General features: G+C 71.1%; 16 protein-coding genes. 4 read left to right on the top strand and 12 right to left on the bottom strand.

Features of this window, described 5'->3' with window-relative positions:
* Window positions 1-27: 27 nt before the first annotated feature.
* The 3 genes from JAV51_RS04245 to JAV51_RS04255 all read right to left on the bottom strand — a co-directional run bounded on the left by JAV51_RS04245 (window position 28) and on the right by JAV51_RS04255 (window position 2,733).
* Window positions 28-438 (bottom strand): DUF3040 domain-containing protein, encoded by a 411-nt coding sequence (locus JAV51_RS04245; RefSeq protein WP_197319281.1) that lies wholly within the window; start codon window positions 436-438, stop codon window positions 28-30.
* A gap of 253 nt (window positions 439-691) precedes the next feature.
* Window positions 692-1,939, bottom strand: a complete 1,248-nt coding sequence (dinB, locus tag JAV51_RS04250; RefSeq protein WP_197319282.1) for a DNA polymerase IV — start codon at window positions 1,937-1,939, stop codon at window positions 692-694.
* A gap of 50 nt (window positions 1,940-1,989) precedes the next feature.
* Window positions 1,990-2,733 carry a bifunctional 2-polyprenyl-6-hydroxyphenol methylase/3-demethylubiquinol 3-O-methyltransferase UbiG gene (locus JAV51_RS04255; protein ID WP_197319283.1) on the bottom strand — a complete coding sequence of 248 codons (744 nt, stop codon included), beginning with the start codon at window positions 2,731-2,733 and terminating at the stop codon, window positions 1,990-1,992.
* 68 nt (window positions 2,734-2,801) lie between these two features.
* On the opposite strand from JAV51_RS04255, the gene JAV51_RS04260 reads away from it, so the two are divergent.
* From JAV51_RS04260 to JAV51_RS04270, 3 genes are all read left to right on the top strand, one after another.
* Complete coding sequence (locus JAV51_RS04260) at window positions 2,802-3,710, top strand: ParA family protein (RefSeq protein ID WP_197319284.1); 909 nt, start codon at window positions 2,802-2,804, stop codon at window positions 3,708-3,710.
* A gap of 3 nt (window positions 3,711-3,713) precedes the next feature.
* A complete protein-coding gene (locus JAV51_RS04265) occupies window positions 3,714-4,514 on the top strand; it encodes an Fpg/Nei family DNA glycosylase (RefSeq protein WP_197319285.1) in 801 nt (266 codons plus the stop codon).
* A 364-nt stretch (window positions 4,515-4,878) separates the two neighbouring features.
* The gene (locus tag JAV51_RS04270) at window positions 4,879-5,943 is read left to right on the top strand and encodes a quinone-dependent dihydroorotate dehydrogenase (RefSeq protein WP_197319286.1); all 1,065 of its coding nucleotides are present in this window, start codon (window positions 4,879-4,881) and stop codon (window positions 5,941-5,943) included.
* Here the strand turns inward: JAV51_RS04270 and JAV51_RS04275 are convergent.
* From JAV51_RS04275 to rimO, 7 genes are all read right to left on the bottom strand, one after another.
* Window positions 5,903-7,291: an amidase gene (locus tag JAV51_RS04275; protein WP_197319287.1), complete on the bottom strand. Its 1,389-nt coding sequence runs from the start codon at window positions 7,289-7,291 to the stop codon at window positions 5,903-5,905. The two genes, JAV51_RS04270 and JAV51_RS04275, sit on opposite strands and share 41 nt — an antisense overlap.
* Before the next feature lie 88 nt (window positions 7,292-7,379).
* Window positions 7,380-8,297, bottom strand: a complete 918-nt coding sequence (locus JAV51_RS04280) for a hypothetical protein (RefSeq protein ID WP_197319346.1) — start codon at window positions 8,295-8,297, stop codon at window positions 7,380-7,382.
* Between the two features lie 28 nt (window positions 8,298-8,325).
* Window positions 8,326-9,168, bottom strand: a complete 843-nt coding sequence (locus JAV51_RS04285; RefSeq protein WP_197319288.1) for a PspA/IM30 family protein — start codon at window positions 9,166-9,168, stop codon at window positions 8,326-8,328.
* 239 nt (window positions 9,169-9,407) lie between these two features.
* Entirely contained in the window at window positions 9,408-9,863 is a 456-nt protein-coding gene (locus JAV51_RS04290; RefSeq protein ID WP_197319289.1) for a helix-turn-helix domain-containing protein, read from the bottom strand.
* Between the two features lie 93 nt (window positions 9,864-9,956).
* Window positions 9,957-10,451 carry a CinA family protein gene (locus JAV51_RS04295; protein WP_197319290.1) on the bottom strand — a complete coding sequence of 165 codons (495 nt, stop codon included), beginning with the start codon at window positions 10,449-10,451 and terminating at the stop codon, window positions 9,957-9,959.
* Window positions 10,448-11,110: a CDP-diacylglycerol--glycerol-3-phosphate 3-phosphatidyltransferase gene (gene pgsA, locus JAV51_RS04300; RefSeq protein WP_197319291.1), complete on the bottom strand. Its 663-nt coding sequence runs from the start codon at window positions 11,108-11,110 to the stop codon at window positions 10,448-10,450. The genes JAV51_RS04295 and pgsA overlap by 4 nt, the downstream gene beginning before the upstream one ends.
* A complete protein-coding gene (gene rimO / locus JAV51_RS04305; RefSeq protein WP_197319292.1) occupies window positions 11,107-12,540 on the bottom strand; it encodes a 30S ribosomal protein S12 methylthiotransferase RimO in 1,434 nt (477 codons plus the stop codon). Before rimO ends, pgsA begins: the two co-directional genes overlap by 4 nt.
* Window positions 12,541-12,616: 76 nt before the next feature.
* On the opposite strand from rimO, the gene JAV51_RS04310 reads away from it, so the two are divergent.
* Window positions 12,617-13,153, top strand: coding sequence for an amino-acid N-acetyltransferase (locus JAV51_RS04310; RefSeq protein WP_197319293.1), 537 nt, complete (start codon window positions 12,617-12,619; stop codon window positions 13,151-13,153).
* Between the two features lie 4 nt (window positions 13,154-13,157).
* Here JAV51_RS04310 and JAV51_RS04315 read toward each other — a convergent pair whose 3' ends face one another.
* Together JAV51_RS04315 and JAV51_RS04320 are read right to left on the bottom strand one after the other, a co-directional pair.
* Window positions 13,158-14,153 (bottom strand): o-succinylbenzoate synthase, encoded by a 996-nt coding sequence (locus tag JAV51_RS04315; protein ID WP_307845729.1) that lies wholly within the window; start codon window positions 14,151-14,153, stop codon window positions 13,158-13,160.
* A gap of 3 nt (window positions 14,154-14,156) precedes the next feature.
* Window positions 14,157-16,532 (bottom strand): DNA translocase FtsK, encoded by a 2,376-nt coding sequence (locus JAV51_RS04320; RefSeq protein WP_307845733.1) that lies wholly within the window; start codon window positions 16,530-16,532, stop codon window positions 14,157-14,159.
* Window positions 16,533-16,539 lie beyond the last annotated feature (7 nt).

The raw sequence follows: 16,539 nt of genomic DNA on the forward strand, positions 1-16,539 counted from the left end.
GGCCTGCGTCGGCGGAGAAGGTGGTCGCTACCGGTCCTCGAAGCGACGGCGGAAGCGGTCTTCCATGCGCTGAGTGAAACTGCTCTTGGCGGAGGGAGCGCCGCGCGAACTTCCCCCGTGCTGTTTGGGGGCCTCGTCGACCTCGCCCGAGGCACCGAGCGTGGTCACGGCCATCAGCACGCCGCCGAACATCACCAGGAAGCCGAGCACGCTCAACCACGGAATCTCGGCGAGGCGCAGGAACGACGCCTGCCCGGCGACACCGAGCACGAGCATGGCGATGCCCACGACGAACAGAACGGCGCCCTGGAGACGCCGACGTCGCGTGGGACGGCGCATCTTTTTTCCGCGCACAGCGGAAGCGAACTTGGGGTCCTCGGCATAGAGCTCGCGCTCGATCTGGTCGAGCAGCCTCTGCTCATGCTCGGAGAGTGGCATCTTTCCTCCTCCGGCACAGCTGTCTGGCGACCCCTGGCGGGCACCGGAACCGCGCATGGACGTCGACCCGGACTACCCCCGATCGGGGTGTCATTACCAGGATACGAGTCGCACGCTCGGACGACTACCCGATCTCCCCCCAACCGTCGCCGAGTTTGCCACGAACGGCGCAAGCCAACCACCCACAGCCGGAATCGGCCCTGCTGAGGACCGTGGCGACCGACCGCGAACGCATGATCAACTCGCGTCACGATCACCGTACGTCACGCCGGAGCAGCGAGGCAGGCCGCACTGCCCCGGCCCCGAACTTGGACCGGGCCACGTCCGCGGCGACCTCGGCGTCCCGCCACCGCGTCGACGGGCGCGCGTCGTCGAGGCTGAGTTGCTCCGGCTCCTCCGCGCCGACGAGTCCCTCGGCCCGTACACCCAGCAGCCGCACCGGGGCGGTCGTGCCGGTCTCGCGGAGCAACGTGACCGCGTGGGTGTGGATCGTCCGCGCCACGTCCGTCGCGGTCGGCAGGGTTCGCGCCCGTGTGATGGTGCGGAAATCGGCAAATCTGATCTTGACGGACACCGTCCGGCCCCGCAGCCCACGACGTCGCAGCGACGCGGCCACCTTCTCGGCGAGGCTCAGCAACTGGCGCTCCTGTTCCGCGCGGTCGGCGAGGTCGGTGTCGAACGTCCGTTCCGCGCCCAGCGACTTCTCCTCCGTCTGCGGCACCACGGCCCGCTCGTCCCGGCCGTGGGCGAGCGCGGACAGGTGTTCCGCCGTGGCGCTGCCGACCCATCGGCGGAGGCGGTCCACCGGAGTCGCGGCGAGCTCGCCGACGGTCGACAGGCCGTGTGCTCGCAACGCCTCGGCCGTCTTCGGCCCCACACCCCACAACGCCGACACCGGCAGCGGGTGCAGGAACGACACCATCTCGGCGACGGGAACCACGACCATGCCGTCGGGTTTCGCCATGCCGGAGGCCAGTTTCGCCGCGAACTTGACGCCCGCCGCCCCGACCGAACAGGTCACGCCGTACTCCGACTCGACCCGTGCCCGGATCTCCCGGCCGATCTCCACGGGCGTGGCTCCCAGCCGCCGCAACGCACCCCGGACGTCGAGGAACGCCTCGTCGAGGCTCAGCGGCTCGACCAGCGGTGTGTACTCGCCGAAGAGCGCCATGACGCCACGGGAGACCTCGCTGTAAAGCCCGCGCGTGGGCGGCAGGTAGACGGCATGTGGGCAGAGCTTGCGCGCGGCGGCCACCGGCATGGCCGACGAGATCCCGAACCGACGAGCCGGGTAGTTCGCCGACAGCACCACCGAGCGCGGTCCGGCGCCCGCGACCACGACCGGTCGGTCGGCGAGCTCGGGACGACTGCGCAGCTCGACCGCCGCGAAGAACGCGTCCATGTCGACGTGCAGCAGATGGCACCCGGTGTCGTCGGGCCACGACGAGTCGGTGACCCGGAACCGGGCGAACTCCTCGGGCAGAGCCGTGTTTCGTCCCATGTCGAGGCGAGCCTACGTCGTGCCACCGACGTTTCCGGCCCGCCGAGGCGTCAGCGCGGAACGCGGGCCAGCGCGTGCAGTCGCGCGGCGATGTCGCGCAGCGGGGCGGCTCCGGCCGCGACGGCCTCGAACTCGGCGAGGTCGTTCTCCCAGGACTCCGTGTCCTCTGGGGTGACGATCTCCGACACGACGCCGTCGCCGCGCACGGTCTCCACGGTCAGTCCCGCCTCGGCGAGCAACGTGGTGAGTCGGTCGACGTCGAAGCGGCGCAGCACCGTCTCCGAGTCACCGGCGCACACGCCGTCGGGTTGCGACAACAACTCCCGCGCCTCCACGAGGCGACCGGTCAACGCGCGGTGCAACACGGCGGCGTGCCGATTGGCGACCAGCACCGACACCGCACCACCCGGCGCCGTGGCCTCGACGATCGCGTCGACGGTGCGGCGCGGGTCGTCCACGACCTCCAGCAGCGAGTGGGCGAGCACGAGGTCGGCCGTGCCGGGCCGGACGTGGTCGGCCAGGGCGTCGGAGTCGTCGGCCACGACGGTGATCCGGTCGGAGACACCGTCCTCGGCCGCGCGCCGTTCGAGCGTGGCGAGCGCGTCGAGACTGGGCTCCACCACCGTCACCCGGCATCCGGCGGCGGCGAAGGGCACGGCCCACACGCCACTGCCGCCGCCCACGTCCACCACCACAGGCTCCTGCGCGCCCCGGGCCCGCGCGGCACGCAGCTCGGTCTCCAACACCTTCCGCACCGCCGCCGACCCGTGACCGGCCGAAGTCTCCGCTCGCATGGCCCCCAAGCCTAGTTGGGACACCTCACGCGTTCTCACGGTGACCATCCCCGGCTACGCTCGCAGGCGTGCACACGGTCGCCGTACTGAGCCTCAAGGGTGGCGTCGGAAAGACGACGGTCGCTCTCGGTGTCGCCTCTGCCGCGCTCCGCAGGGGGACCCGGACGCTGGTGGCGGACCTGGACCCACAGGGCAACGCCACCGCGACGCTCGACCCACCTCTCACCGACGCCACGCTCGCCGACGTCCTGGAGACGCCTCGACTCGAGGTGCTGTCGCAGGCGATCGCGGCCAGCGGCTGGAGCGACGACGTCGACGTCCTCGTCGGCTCCGAGGAATTGGAGCTGCTCAACGAGCCGGGGCCACACGCCCACCGGATGGACAGCCTCGCGCGCGCACTGGACGAGCTGCGACGCGCCCCGAGGGGCCGACCGTACGAACTCGCCATCCTCGACTGCCCGCCGTCACTGGGGCGACTCACCCGCTCGGCCCTCATCGCCGCTGACAGTGCGTTGCTTGTCACCGAGCCCACGATGTACGCCGTGGCGGGCGCACAGCGGGCCCTGGAGGCCATCGAGTCCATCCGGGCCGAACACAACCCGCGGCTCAAGCCCGCGGGTGTGGTCGTGAACCGGCTGCGCAACCGCTCCTACGAGCACGAGTACCGGGTGCAGGAACTGCGCGAGTCCTTCGGCAGGCTCGTCATGCCGACGGCGATCCCCGACCGGCTCGTCGTCCAACAGGCGCAGGGCGCGTGCACACCGATCCACGCGTGGAACTCGCCCGCGGCGCAGGAGATCGCGCTGACGTTCAACATGGTGCTGGCCAAGATCCTCCGGTCCGACCGAGCCGGCCGTCATCGGTTGAGCGGCGAGGAACCGGACGCCCCGCCACCGCCTCCGCCCCACGCCCCTCATCGCGGGCCCGCACCGCACCCTCCGGCGCGTCGTCCGTACGCGCAGTACGAGACGGGCTGAGGCGTGCCCGAGGGTGACACCGTCTTCCACACCGGCGAGCGACTCCGGAGCGCGCTGGTCGGACACACCCTCACCCACACCGATTTCCGACACCCGAGGCTCGCGGCGCTCGACCTCGCCGGGCTGGACGTGACCGCCGTGCGCACGGTGGGCAAGCACCTCTTCCTGCGCTTCTCCGACGACACCAGTCTGCACAGCCATCTCATGATGGACGGCTCGTGGCGCGTGTTCCGTCGCGGACAGCGCTGGTCGATGCCCGGCCACCACGCCAGGGTCGTGCTCACCCATCACACCGCGCAGGTCGTCGGCTTCCGCGTCCACGACCTCGACCTCGTGCCCACGGCCGAGGAGTCCCGCTTCGTGGCGCACCTGGGTCCCGACCTGCTCGACCCGGATTGGGGTCCGGAGCACGCCGAGACCGCCGTGGCGGCGCTGCGGGCCCGACCCGACCTCGCGATCGGTGAGGCATTGCTCGACCAGCGCGTCATGGCGGGCGTCGGCAACGTGTTCAAGACCGAGATCTGCTTCCTGCTCGGCGTCTCCCCCTGGACCCCGGTGTCGGAGGTGGACGTCGACCGGGCGGTGCGACTGGCCCATCGACTGCTCAGGGTCAACGCACGTCGCTCGCGCCGGGTCACCACCGGCACGGACGCTCCGGGTCGGCGCAGTTGGGTGTACGAGCGCACGCGGCAGGGCTGTCTGCGCTGCGGAGGCCCGGTCCTGGTGGCCGACCAGGGCGAGGGGATCCGGGCTCGGCCGACCTGGTACTGCCCGCGGTGCCAGCCGGGCCCTGCACCCCGCTGACGGCCCCGTGACGCCCCCACCGGTACGGCGCCGGAAAACGCGTTGCCGCACCCGACATCGTGCGCCTAGCGTGGCGATTACACGAGAAGGGAGGTGGTCCAACGGTGAATATCCACAGGACTCGTGAGGTGGCTGTCCGCTGACAGCGCACACGGGCCACCCAGTTGACGCGTGTGCCTGTCGGTGAATACCAGGCAGTCACCGGCCCCCAGTGTTCCCGGGAACCGGTCCGTCCCGGGCCCGAGCGGCTGACGACGTTCGGGAGTCGCACTGGGGGCTTCTCCCTGTTCAGGGGCCGTCACAGTGCTCGACCGGCCGCCCTCCCGGCCGCTGCGGACGAGAACCGTGTCGGATACTGGGTGCCGTGCTCTTCGACAGGATCGTCCGTCCCGCCCTCTACCGGCTGCACCGCCACGACGCCGAAGCCGTGCACGAACGCACGGTGCGGGTGCTCGAACGAGTGAGCTCGGTCGACCGGCTGACCACCGCACTGCGCCGCCACTACCGGGTCGACGACCCCTGCACGGTGTTCGGCGTCCGCTTCCCCAACCGGCTCGGGCTCGCTGCGGGCATGGACAAGGACGGTCGTGCCCTGCAAGCCTGGTCGGCGCTCGGGTTCGGGTTCGTGGAGGTCGGCACGGTGACCCGGCACGCCCAGCCCGGCAACCCCCGCCCTCGGTTGTTCACCCTCGACGCCAGTGACGCCGTGCTCAACCGCATGGGGTTTAACAACGCCGGGGCCGCCGCGCTCGCCGAGCGACTCTCCAGGACCGGCAAGCCCGACGTCCCCCTCGGCATCAGCATCGGCAAGTCGAAGATCACGCCCGTCGAGGACGCCATCGCCGACTACCGCGACTCGCTCGTCACGCTCTCGCCATACGCCGACTACGTGGCCGTCAACGTCAGCTCCCCCAACACACCCGGACTGCGGACGCTGCAGGACCGTGGTGCGCTCACCGAGCTGCTCGCCGAGTTGTCCCGCACCTCGAAGGAGCTCGCCGCGACGAGTGGACGCGGGCGAGTGCCGCTGCTCGTGAAGATCGCTCCCGACCTGACCTTCGACGCCATCTCCGAACTGCTCGGGGTGTGCCTCGACCACGACGTCGCCGGGCTCATCGCCACCAACACGACCCTGTCCCGCGACGGACTCGCACCCCAGGACGCTCGCTTCGCTGCCGAACAGGGCGGGTTGTCCGGCCGCCCACTCGCCGCGCGGTCGCGCGAGGTCGTGCGATTCGTCCACGAGCAGGTGGGCGACTCCCTGCCGATCATCGGCGTCGGCGGCATCGGCAGCCCGGACGACGCGCTGCGGATGCTCGACGCGGGCGCGAGCCTGTTGCAGATCTTCAGCGCGTTCGCGCTGCACGGGCCCGCCGTGGTGCGACGGATCAACTCCCGGCTCGCGCAGCGGCAGGCCGCACCGCGCTGAGGTGCCTGAGGTAGGCCCGCCAGCACTCCCAGCGGGTCAGGTCGAGGCCACCGTCCGCCGCAGCGGGGTCGCACAGAACGGCGAGGGAACTCGTCCCGTCGGCCAGCTCCACCGTGCCCAGGCGCATCGGCGCGGGCAGGTGGGCGACGAACTCGCCCAACGCGGCGGGAGCCAGCAGCCACTCCTCCCCGAGCAGCGGCCCGCCGTCGGTCGGCCCCGAGGCAGGCACCACCCCGGCCTCGGGCGGGCCGTCCTCCAGCAGCACCAGCCGGTACTGCCGGGTGGTCGTCGCGAAGCCGGTGAACCGCGCGCCGACGCGCTCCAGCTCCACCGCCCGGGGCTGTCCCCTGAGGAACGACCCGAAGGCGACCAACCGCACGCCGACGTCCGGGTAGGGGCCGGAGGCCTGCGACCCGGTGAGCAACCCGGCGAGGTCCAGCACCACCTGGTCGTCGAAGGGCTTCGCCAACAAGCCGATCCCGCTCTCGTGCCGAAGCGGCACGAGCATGGCGGCGGTGTCGAGCCGGGTCACCAGGCGGCTGAGCGAACACGCGCCCGTGCCCAACGGCAGCAGGACGGCGTCGTGGTGCTGCAGCGCGTGCGCGGCGCGGCGGCGGCAGACGTCGGGACCGCTCCCCGAAGCCGACAGAGCGACCTCGGTCGTCGACGCCCCCGCGACTCGCAGCGTGGTGGCCGTCGCGCGGAGCCGAGCGGCCTCGACGACAGGGAGCCCGGCGAGGAAGTCCGCATCCGGGACGGCGATTCTCGGGTGCTGCCCCGCGCTCAGGCGCACCGAGTCCGGCCAGTACCGACTGAATCCCCGGGGGCCGGAGCGAGAGTCCGGCCCCGTAATGGCTGCCGCCACCTGCTGCGCGACGGAGGCGTCGCGCGCCAACACCGTGGTGACTCCGCAGTCACTCGTCGGCAGCAGACCTCGGGTCGGCACGAAGCCGACGACTCCGCGGCATCCGGCGGGCGGTTCGGTGACGAGCAGGGCGTCGAGCTTGCTCAACGTCTCCAAGCGTGCCTCGGAGCCCGGAGACGGGGTGCCGGGCACGGTGTGTCCCGCGACCACCGCTCCCGCCCGGGCGAGCCGTCCGACCACCGCGGGGTGATCCGGCGCCGCCACCAGCGTGCCCACCAACGGCAGCCGCTCCCCCGACCTCACCCGCTCGTCGACGACCTTCGCCTCCACCAGCACGTCCTCCCGGCACCGCAATCGCACGAGCGGAGCGGGGCCGAGGCCACGCGAGAGCGCGTCGAACACCGACAACACACGCTGGACGGCCTGGCTCGTCGTGATGGGAGGAAGCGGGACCGTGTCGTCGTCGAACAGGAACAGGTTCACGCCGCTGTCCTTTCATGACAGAGTCTGGCGCGTAGTACCTACCCGGCTCGGCAGTCGGTCAACCGGCTCACCCGAGCGGGACCTGTTCTCACGGAGACGAGAGTTCACGCAGAGCCGACGCCAGCCCGGCGAGCCGGTCGGTGGCGTCGGTGAGGGCCTCCTTGGCCTGCGGCACACCGCCGCTGGAGGCCGCGACGGCACGTCCCGCCGCCGCGACGAGGGCACCGTACTCCTCGATTCCCCCGTCGAGCTGTTCGCGCAGTCCGTCGATCGCCGAGTCCAACGCCGGTCGTTGGGATTCGGGAGCGGAGACACGGGCGCGTTCCACGGATTCGATCCGCGCGGCGAGACCGCGCAACACGGTGGCGGCCTCCTCGGCCGTCTTGCGCGTCTGCTCGACCGACAACGGCGGCACCGCCGAGACGGTGCCGCCGGTCGTCGGCATGGCAAGTTGGTCGAGCAGCTCGGCGAGCGACGACTCGCTCCGGGCGAGCTGCTCCATCGGTTCCCGCGCCGCCGAGCCGACACGCGGCAACGCGGCCGGACGCGGCGCCGGGGCGACGGCGGTCCTGCTGAGTTGGTACAGACGGATGCCGGAGCGCGTGCCGAGCGCCCCGAAGATCACCACACCCACCAGACCGCTCAGCGCTCCCTGCAGGCCGTCGGCGCCGCCGGTGACACCGGCGTAGCCCACGAAGGCGTACAGCCCGCAGAGCAGCGTCAGCACCACCCAGAGAGTCAGCGCTCGCGAGGTGCGTCGCTTGCGCCGCTCGTGCTTCGCCGCCGGGTCGTTCCACCGCACCCACTTCTCGCGGAACTCGGCGACGACGGGAGGCACGATCGGCGTGGTGGGAACCGGGCGTGCGTCGGTGCGGCCCTCGGACGTCCGCCCGGTCGCGCTCTCGGTGTAGGACCGCACCGCACGTTGGGCACGCTGAGCGTAGTCGGGCAGACGTTGCAGATGCTTGTCGAACTTCGCGAAGCGCTCGTTCCGTCCGCCCGCCACGGTCACCCCCACACGGTTGCGGCTGTGCTCACGCCTGGTTCTTCTGGCGCTCGGCCTCGACCCGAGCCTGGATCTCCTTCTGGACGTCCGAGGTCGCCGACGACGAGCTGCTGCTCGCGGAGTCTCCACTCGTGACCTGGGCGACCGACTCGCCCTTCATCGAGGCGCGAATCTGCTCCAGGCGGCTGTGACCCGCGAGCTGCGTGGTGGAGTGCTGGACCTCCAGCATCCGGCCCTGCACGGAGTTCTGCGCCAGCTCGGCCGACCCGAGCGCCGTGGTGTAGCGCTTCTCGATCTTGTCGCGGACCTCGTCGAGCGACGGGGTGTTGCCCGGAGCGGCCAGCTCCGTCATCTGGTTCAGCGACGCGGACACCTGCTCCTGCATCTTGGCCTGCTCAAGCTGCGACAGCAGCTTGGTGCGCTCGGCCAGCTTCTGCTGGAGCATGCTCGCGTTGCGCTCGACGGCCTGCTTGGCCTGCTCGGCGGCCTGCAACGCCTGGTCGTGCAGCGTCTTCAGGTCCTCGATCGACTGCTCGGCGGTCACGAGCTGCGCCGCGAAGCCCTCGGCAGCGGTCTCGAACTCCTGTGCCTTCTTCTCGTCGCCCTTGGCCCGCGCCTCGTCGGCGAGCGTCAACGCCTGGCGGGTGGAGGCCTGCAGCTTCTCGACCTCGCCCAGCTGCCGGTTGAGCTTCATCTCCAGCTGGCGCTGGTTGCCGATCACCGAGGCAGCCTGCTGCGACAGGGCCTGGTGGTTGCGCTGAGCCTCCTCGATGGCCTGCTGGATCTGCACCTTCGGATCGGCGTGCTCGTCAACCTTGGACGAGAACGCCGCCATGAGGTACTTCCAGAACTTCACGAAAGGGTTGGCCATCTCCTCCGCCTGCTTTCTCACGTCCCACAGTTACCGAACGGGGCGACATCGGCACCCGATCGGCAGCAACGCCCCCGTCCCTGCCGTCGTCGGTCGACCGTGTGATCCCCGTGTGTGGGTTCCATCGTGTCAGGTCGACCGCCGCCGTACCAGGCGACCCCGGGGAATTCAGGGATTGCCCTGATCGTGTCGAGTCCGTTCGGTGACGCACTTGTCACCGAACGGCCCCCTACACGGACCTACGCGGCCAGGACCGGCTTCGACTTCGGAGCCCGGATCGTGGTGCGCAGGGTCGGCGACAATCGGAAGTCCGCGACGTCCTCGCCCCGACGTCCGGCGGCCAACCGGCCACCCTCGAAGCTCTGCTCGCGATTCCCGGTCGCCTTGTCCTCACCGTCGCCGGCATCGTTCACGGCGGCGAACTCGTCGGGCCTGGGCTCCACCGCCGAGTCGACCCGGTCCAGAGCCGAGACGTCGGCGGCCACGTTGTGCAGCAACTCGCTCAACGGCAGCTCCAGCGCCTCGCAGATCGACGCGAGCAGCTCGCTGGACGCCTCCTTCTGCCCCCGCTCGACCTCGGACAGGTAACCGAGACTCACCCTGGCGGCGCGGGAGATGTCGCGCAGCGTCCGGCGCTTGGTGGTGCGGGCATGACGGAGCCGATCACCGATCGCCTCACGCAACAGCACGGTCATCACGCGCCTCCCTTCCTTGTGTCCACGGTACCGAGACCGGGGGACGAAGCGCAGGTGCACAACGCAATCGTCCGCCCACAGCGAACGCACGACTCAGCCGAGGTGTTCCCGAAGCAGCTCCAGAGCGCCCGCGACCGCGCCCGCGCGTACCTCCCCTCGGCCTCCCGGAAGCGTCAGGGTTCGCACGACGCGGGTGTCCGGGCCCGCGAGACCGACGTACACCGTGCCGGGCAGCTTGCCGTCCTGTGGGTCGGGCCCGGCCACCCCGGTCAACCCGAGACCCCAGTCGGAGGAGCAGCGGCGACGCACTCCCTCGGCCAGTTGCGCGGCGACCTCCGGGTGCACGGCCCCGTGCTCGGCCAGCAACTCGTGGGACACCCCGGCGAGGACGTGCTTCAGATCGGTGGCGTAGACGACGAGGCCACCCCGGAGGACGGCGCTCGCCCCGGGCACCTCCGTGAGCGTCGCGCACACGAGTCCGGCCGTCAGCGACTCGGCCGCGGCCACGGTCTGTCCTCGCCGGGTCAGCTCCCCGACGAGCCACGCCGCCTGGTCGGCGGCACCGTCGACCGCGCCGACCGTGCTCACTTCACGTCCACCGGTCCCTGCCGCGCCACCGCACGCAGCCGCAACGCGCGTACCAGGTAGTCCACGCCGGTCACGACCGTGAGCACGAGCGCCAGTCCCAGCAGCACCCACTCCACCGGATCGACCTGCGTCGGCAGCGGCAGCAGCATGACCCCGATGGCCAGCACCTGGGCCAGCGTCTTCGCCTTGCCGCCCTTGCTGGCCGGGATGACTCCGTGCCGGATCACCCAGAACCGCAGCAGCGTGACCGCGAGCTCACGCCCGAGGATCACTCCGGTCACCCACCACGGGAGTTCGCCCAGGACACTCAGTCCGAGCAACGCGGCGCCGATCAGTGCCTTGTCCGCGATCGGGTCGACGATCTTGCCGAAGTCGGTGACGAGGTCGAACCGCCGCGCCACCCACCCGTCGAGTCGGTCGGTCAGGGCCGCCACCGCGAAGACCGCCGCGGCCACGTAACGCCAAGGCGAGACGTCCGTCCCCTCGCCCTCCGATCCGGTGACGTCGCCCGCGAACAGCGCCACGACGAACACCGGCACCAACACCAACCGCAACACGGTGAGGACGTTGGCGACGTTCAGCGTGGGGACAGCCGCCTTCGCGCCGCCGACACCCTCGACTTCGCCGTCGGCGGCGTGACCGGCCTTGTCGACACTCACGTTCCGAGGTCCGGGTCCGGGGTGATCGGGCGTACGACGAGGTCGACGCCCGCGCTGTCCACCACCTCGCAGCGCACGAGCTCACCGACCTTGCACTCGATGTCGCCGAGCACGACGCACTCGCCGTCCACTTCCGGGGCCTGGTGCGCCGCGCGGCCGACGATCTCCTCGTCCACCGACTCGACGAGCACATCCACCACCGAGCCGACCCGGTCCTCGGCGCGCTGCGCCGTGAGTTCCTCCACCAACGCGGACACCCGCCCCACGCGCTCGGCGATCTCGGTCTCGTCCAGCTTGCCGTCGAACGTCTCGGCCTCGGTGCCGTCCTCGTCGGAGTACCCGAAGACCCCCACCGCGTCGAGCCTCGCCTCGGTGAGGAAGCGCTCCAGCTCGGCGACGTCCTCCTCGGTCTCCCCGGGGAAGCCGACGATCACGTTGGTGCGGATGCCCGCCTCCGGCGCGTAGGAGCGGATCTGCTCGATCAACGCGAGGAACGACTCCGTGGAGCCGAACCGCCGCATCCGCCGCAACACCTTCTCGCTGGAGTGCTGGAAAGACAGGTCGAAGTAGTCGGCGACACCGGGCGTGGTCGCGATGACCTTCACGAGGTCGGGGCGGGTCTCCGCGGGCTGCAGATAGGAGACGCGGACGCGGTCGATGCCGTCGACGGCCGCGAGTCGGGGCAGCAACTGCTCCAGCGCGCGCGTCCCGCCGAGTTCACGGCCGAGGTCCTTGCCGTAGGACGTCGAGTTCTCGCTCACGAGGAACAACTCGCGCGCGCCGTGGGCGGCCAACCACTCCGCCTCGGCCATCAGCTCGTCGGGGTGGCGCGACACGAACGACCCGCGGAACGAGGGAATGGCGCAGAAGGAGCAGCGGCGGTCGCAGCCGGACGCGATCTTCAGCGGGGCGACGGGCGAGTCGTCGAGCCGGGAGCGCAGGACCCGCGGTCCCCAGCCCGCATGTCCCGGCACCGCGACGTCGGCCGCCGCGGCCTGCCGCTCGACCGGCGTGATCGGGAGCAGCGTGCGCCGGTCGGTCGGGGTGTGCGACTCGACCGTACGACCCTCCGCTACGTCGGTGAGTCGCTCGGCGAGGGCCGGGTAGTGGTCGAAGCCGAGCACCGCGTCGGCCTCGGGCAGGTTCTCCGCCAGCTCGCGGCCGTACCGCTCGGCCATGCAGCCCACGGCGACGACCTTCGCGCCCGTGTCGGCCGCGGCCAGCAGCGTGTCGACCGAATCCTTCTTCGCCTGTTCGACGAACCCGCAGGTGTTCACGACGACGACGTCACTGTCGGAGGGGTCGTCGCTGAGCTCCCACCCACCCGCGACGAGCCGTCCTGCGAGTTCCTCGGAGTCGACCTCGTTGCGGGCACACCCCAAGGTCAGCAGGGACACTCGGCGATGGGACGTGGATTCAGAGCTGGACACCTGTTCAGGGTAACGGGCACCCGGCCACGGTCGAGCACACCCTGGTCACGGCCGAACGGGACAGGCGTTAGCGTTGATGCCTGTGCAAGCACCCCTGATACGGCGCGCCCGCATCGCCGACGTGCGCACCATCAAGTCGTTGGTCGACTCGGACGCGGGCCGGGTGCTTCTGGAGAAGAACCTGATCACCCTCTACGAGGACGTGCAGGAGTTCTGGGTCGCCGAGCTGGACGGCCGAGTGGTCGGCTGCGGTGCCCTGCACGTCATGTGGGAGGACCTCGCCGAGATCCGCACGGTGGCCGTGGACCGGTCGGTGCGCGGTCGCGGCATCGGGCACGCGCTGGTGGGGCGGCTCGTCGACCTCGCCGTCGAACTCGGACTGAAGCGTCTGTTCGTGCTGACGTTCGAGACCGAGTTCTTCGCCCGCCACGGTTTCGCCGAGATCACGGGCACGCCGGTGCCCCGCGAGGTCTACGAGGAGATGCGACGTTCCGCCGACACCGGCGTCGCCGAGTTCCTCGATCTGCCGTTCGTCAAGCCGAACACCCTCGGCAACACGCGCATGCTGCTGCACCTCGACGAACGGCGCGACGCCCGAGGGTCCGGCTGCTGAGCGTTCAGCGTCGCCGCAACACCGCGCTGACGCGGGAGAACCGGGACAACCATCGCGCGACGCCCACCGGATCGGTGGGGGCGTGGGCGTCCAGCAGCGCAGGGTCGGGTTCCGGCGTGCGCTCGGGCACACGGAGGTGACCGTCGACCGGCCGCAGCGCGTCGGGCTCGGCCACCACGTCACCGTCCAGCAGCGACAACGTGCCGAGTCCACACGCGAACGGCAGCTCGGGCAACGCCGCGGCCAGCGCCACCTCGGCGGCCAGCCCGACACTGGTCTCCAGCGCCGACGACACCACGCAGGGCAGCCCGCACGCCTCGGCCACCTCCAGAGCGCGGTGCACGCCTCCCAGCGGGAGGCACTTGAGCACCGCGACGTCGGCGGCCTCCGCCACCGCCACCCGAAGCGGGTCCTCCGCGCGCCGGATCGACTCGTCGGCCGCGATCCGCACGTCCACCCGCCGCCGCACCTGCGCCAGCTCCGGCACGGTCCGGCAGGGCTGCTCGACGTACTCCAGGCCGCCCGCCGAGCGGTCGAGGACCCGGATGGAGCGCACGGCGGTCTCGACGTCCCACGCGGCGTTGGCGTCCACGCGGATCGCCCCGTCGGCACCGAGCGCGGAGCGGACGGCCTCGACCCTCGCCTGGTCCTCGCCGAGCGAGTCCGGCCGGTCGGCCACCTTGACCTTCGCGGTGCGGCACCCCGAGCGCGCGACGATCTCGTGGGCCGCGTCCGGCCCGACCGCCGGCACCGTGCAGTTGACCGGAATCCGCTCCCGCACCGGGGTCGGCCACGACTGCGAACACTGTTCGAGCGCGGCGGCGAGCCAGGGCGCGGACCCCGCGTCGGTGTAGTCGTCGAAGGGGCAGAACTCCCCCCATCCCGACGGACCACGCAGCAGCATGCCCTCGCGCACGGTGATCCCACGGAATCGCGTCCGCATGGGAATGGCGAAGACGCGCATCCCCTCGACGACGTCCGGATCGAGACTGGTCGCCACTGCTCACTCCTCGGCAGGGGGATCGTCGCCACGGATCATGGCGAGCACCCCTGGCAGGTCGTCGGGTTTCACCAGCACCTCGCGGGCCTTCGACCCCTCCGAGGGCCCCACCACGCCGCGGGTCTCCAACAGGTCCATCAACCGGCCCGCCTTCGCGAAGCCCACCCGCAGTTTCCGCTGCAGCATCGACGTCGAGCCGAACTGGGAGCTGACCACCAGCTCGGCCGCCTGCAGCAGCACGTCCAGGTCGTCGCCGATGTCCGGGTCGATGTCCTTCTTCTCGCTCGCCTTGCCCGTCGTGACGCCCTCGGTGTAGTCGGGCTCGGCCTGTTCCTTGGTGGCCGCGACGACGGCCGCGATCTCCTCGTCACTGACGAAGGCACCCTGCACACGGGTGGGTTTACCCGCTCCCATGGGCAGATAGAGCGCGTCACCCATCCCGATCAGCTTCTCCGCGCCCGCCTGGTCGAGGATGACCCGCGAGTCGGTCAGGGACGACGTCGCGAAGGCGAGGCGGGACGGCACGTTGGTCTTGATCAGCCCCGTGACAACGTCCACCGACGGGCGTTGGGTCGCCAGCACGAGGTGGATGCCCGCGGCCCGCGCCTTCTGCGTGATCCGCACGATGGCGTCCTCGACGTCCCTGGGCGCGGTCATCATGAGGTCGGCCAGCTCGTCGACGATCGCCATGATGTACGGGTACGGCCGGTAGACGCGTTCGCTGCCCGGCGGCGCCGTGATCTCCCCGGACCGCACCTTCCGGTTGAAGTCGTCGATGTGACGTACCCGGTTGGCCTGCATGTCCTGGTAGCGCTGCTCCATCTCCTCCACGAGCCAGGCCAGGGCCGCCGCGGCCTTCTTCGGCTGCGTGATGATGGGCGTGATCAGGTGCGGGATGCCCTCGTACGGGGTCAGCTCGACCATCTTCGGGTCGATGAGGATCATGCGGCACTCGTCGGGCGTCGCCCTGGCCAGCAGGGACACCAGCATCGAGTTGACGAAGCTCGACTTGCCGGAGCCCGTGGAACCGGCCACGAGCAGGTGCGGCATCTTCGTCAGGTTGGCGGTGAGGAAGTCGCCCTCGATGTCCTTGCCGAGACCGATGACCATCGGGTGGTCGTCCTCGACGGCCGCCGGTGACCGCAGTACGTCGCCGAGCCGCACCATCTCCCGGTCGGTGTTCGGCACCTCGATGCCCACCGCCGACTTGCCGGGGATCGGGGCTAGCAGCCGCACGTTCTCCGTGGCCACGGCGTAGGCGATGTTCTTCGCCAGCGCCGTGATCTTCTCGACCTTCACGCCCGGACCGAGTTCGACCTCGTACCGCGTGACCGTGGGACCGCGGGTGAAGCCCGTGACCTGCGCGTCGACCTTGAACTGCTCCATGACGCCGGTGATCGCGTCGATCATTTCGTCGTTGGCCCGGCTGTGTCCCTTCGGGGCGTCGCCGAGAGTCAGCAGTTCCAGTGAGGGAAGGGTGTAGTCCCCCTCCACGGATCGGGTGACCGACAACGCGGACGCGGTCCGGCGGGGCGTCTTCGCGGTGCGTTTCGGCCGGGCGGGCGACGACGCCCGCGACGCCGTCGACACCGCCACGGTGTCGGCTGTGGCCTCGTCCGACGGGACGGCGAGGTCCAGAGTCGGCTGCGCGTCGTCGGCACCGTCGCGTCGAGCGCTGGTGCCCCGCTTGCGAGCGGGTCGCCGCAGTCGCGCGGTCGCGGGGTCGGTCTCGGTCACTGCGCCGGACACGGCGGATGCCGTGTCCACCTCGGACTTCTCCCGGCGTCGCGCGCTCCTCGCGTTCGCGGCGGCCCGTTCGGGCTCCTCGGCGGTGTCGTCCTCCTCGCCCATCCACTCGCGCACCCGCTGCGGGACACGCCGGACGGGCGTCCCGGAACACACCAGTACGCCGTACGCCAGGACGAGAACGAGCAACGGGACGGCCACCCAGCCCGTGACTCCCCGGGCGAGCAGGTCGCCGGAGAGCCAGCCGATCCATCCTCCGGCGTACATCTGATCCTGGTGGCTCTGCGGCCTACCGCTGATCAGGTGCAGCAGCCCGAGGACGGCGAGTCCGACGAGGAGGCCGCCGACCACCATGCGCGGCCGGGTCTCGGGGCGCGGCTGGGAACGCATGAGCACGATCGCGGCGCCGAACAACGTGATGGGCAGCACGAGGGCCGCGGACCCGAGGACACTGCGGGTGCCGATGGCAATGGCCTCGCCGACCGGTCCCGCCCCCTCCCAGCCCACGCCGATGGCCGCGACCAGGCCCAGGGCGACGAGTCCGAGTGCGAGTCCGTCCCGGCGGTGTTCGGGGTCCAGCTCACGGGTACGGCCGACCGCCCTGGCCACCCCGCCGACCCCGCGCGCGACCATCCGCCAG

It is taken from the genome of Saccharomonospora sp. NB11, from assembly GCF_015910535.1.
In the GTDB taxonomy this organism is placed as follows: Bacteria; Actinomycetota; Actinomycetes; order Mycobacteriales; family Pseudonocardiaceae; genus Saccharomonospora.

Bases quoted from the DNA above. Each gene is read 5' to 3' on its own strand.
- JAV51_RS04245 (WP_197319281.1), bottom strand. From the start codon at position 438: ATGCCACTCTCCGAGCATGAGCAGAGGCTGCTCGACCAGATCGAGCGC.
- dinB (WP_197319282.1), bottom strand. From the start codon at position 1,939: ATGGGACGAAACACGGCTCTGCCCGAGGAGTTCGCCCGGTTCCGGGTC.
- JAV51_RS04255 (WP_197319283.1), bottom strand. From the start codon at position 2,733: ATGCGAGCGGAGACTTCGGCCGGTCACGGGTCGGCGGCGGTGCGGAAG.
- JAV51_RS04285 (WP_197319288.1), bottom strand. From the start codon at position 9,168: ATGGCCAACCCTTTCGTGAAGTTCTGGAAGTACCTCATGGCGGCGTTC.
- JAV51_RS04290 (WP_197319289.1), bottom strand. From the start codon at position 9,863: ATGACCGTGCTGTTGCGTGAGGCGATCGGTGATCGGCTCCGTCATGCC.
- JAV51_RS04310 (WP_197319293.1), top strand. From the start codon at position 12,617: ATGCCTGTGCAAGCACCCCTGATACGGCGCGCCCGCATCGCCGACGTG.
- JAV51_RS04320 (WP_307845733.1), bottom strand. From the start codon at position 16,532: ATGGTCGCGCGCGGGGTCGGCGGGGTGGCCAGGGCGGTCGGCCGTACC.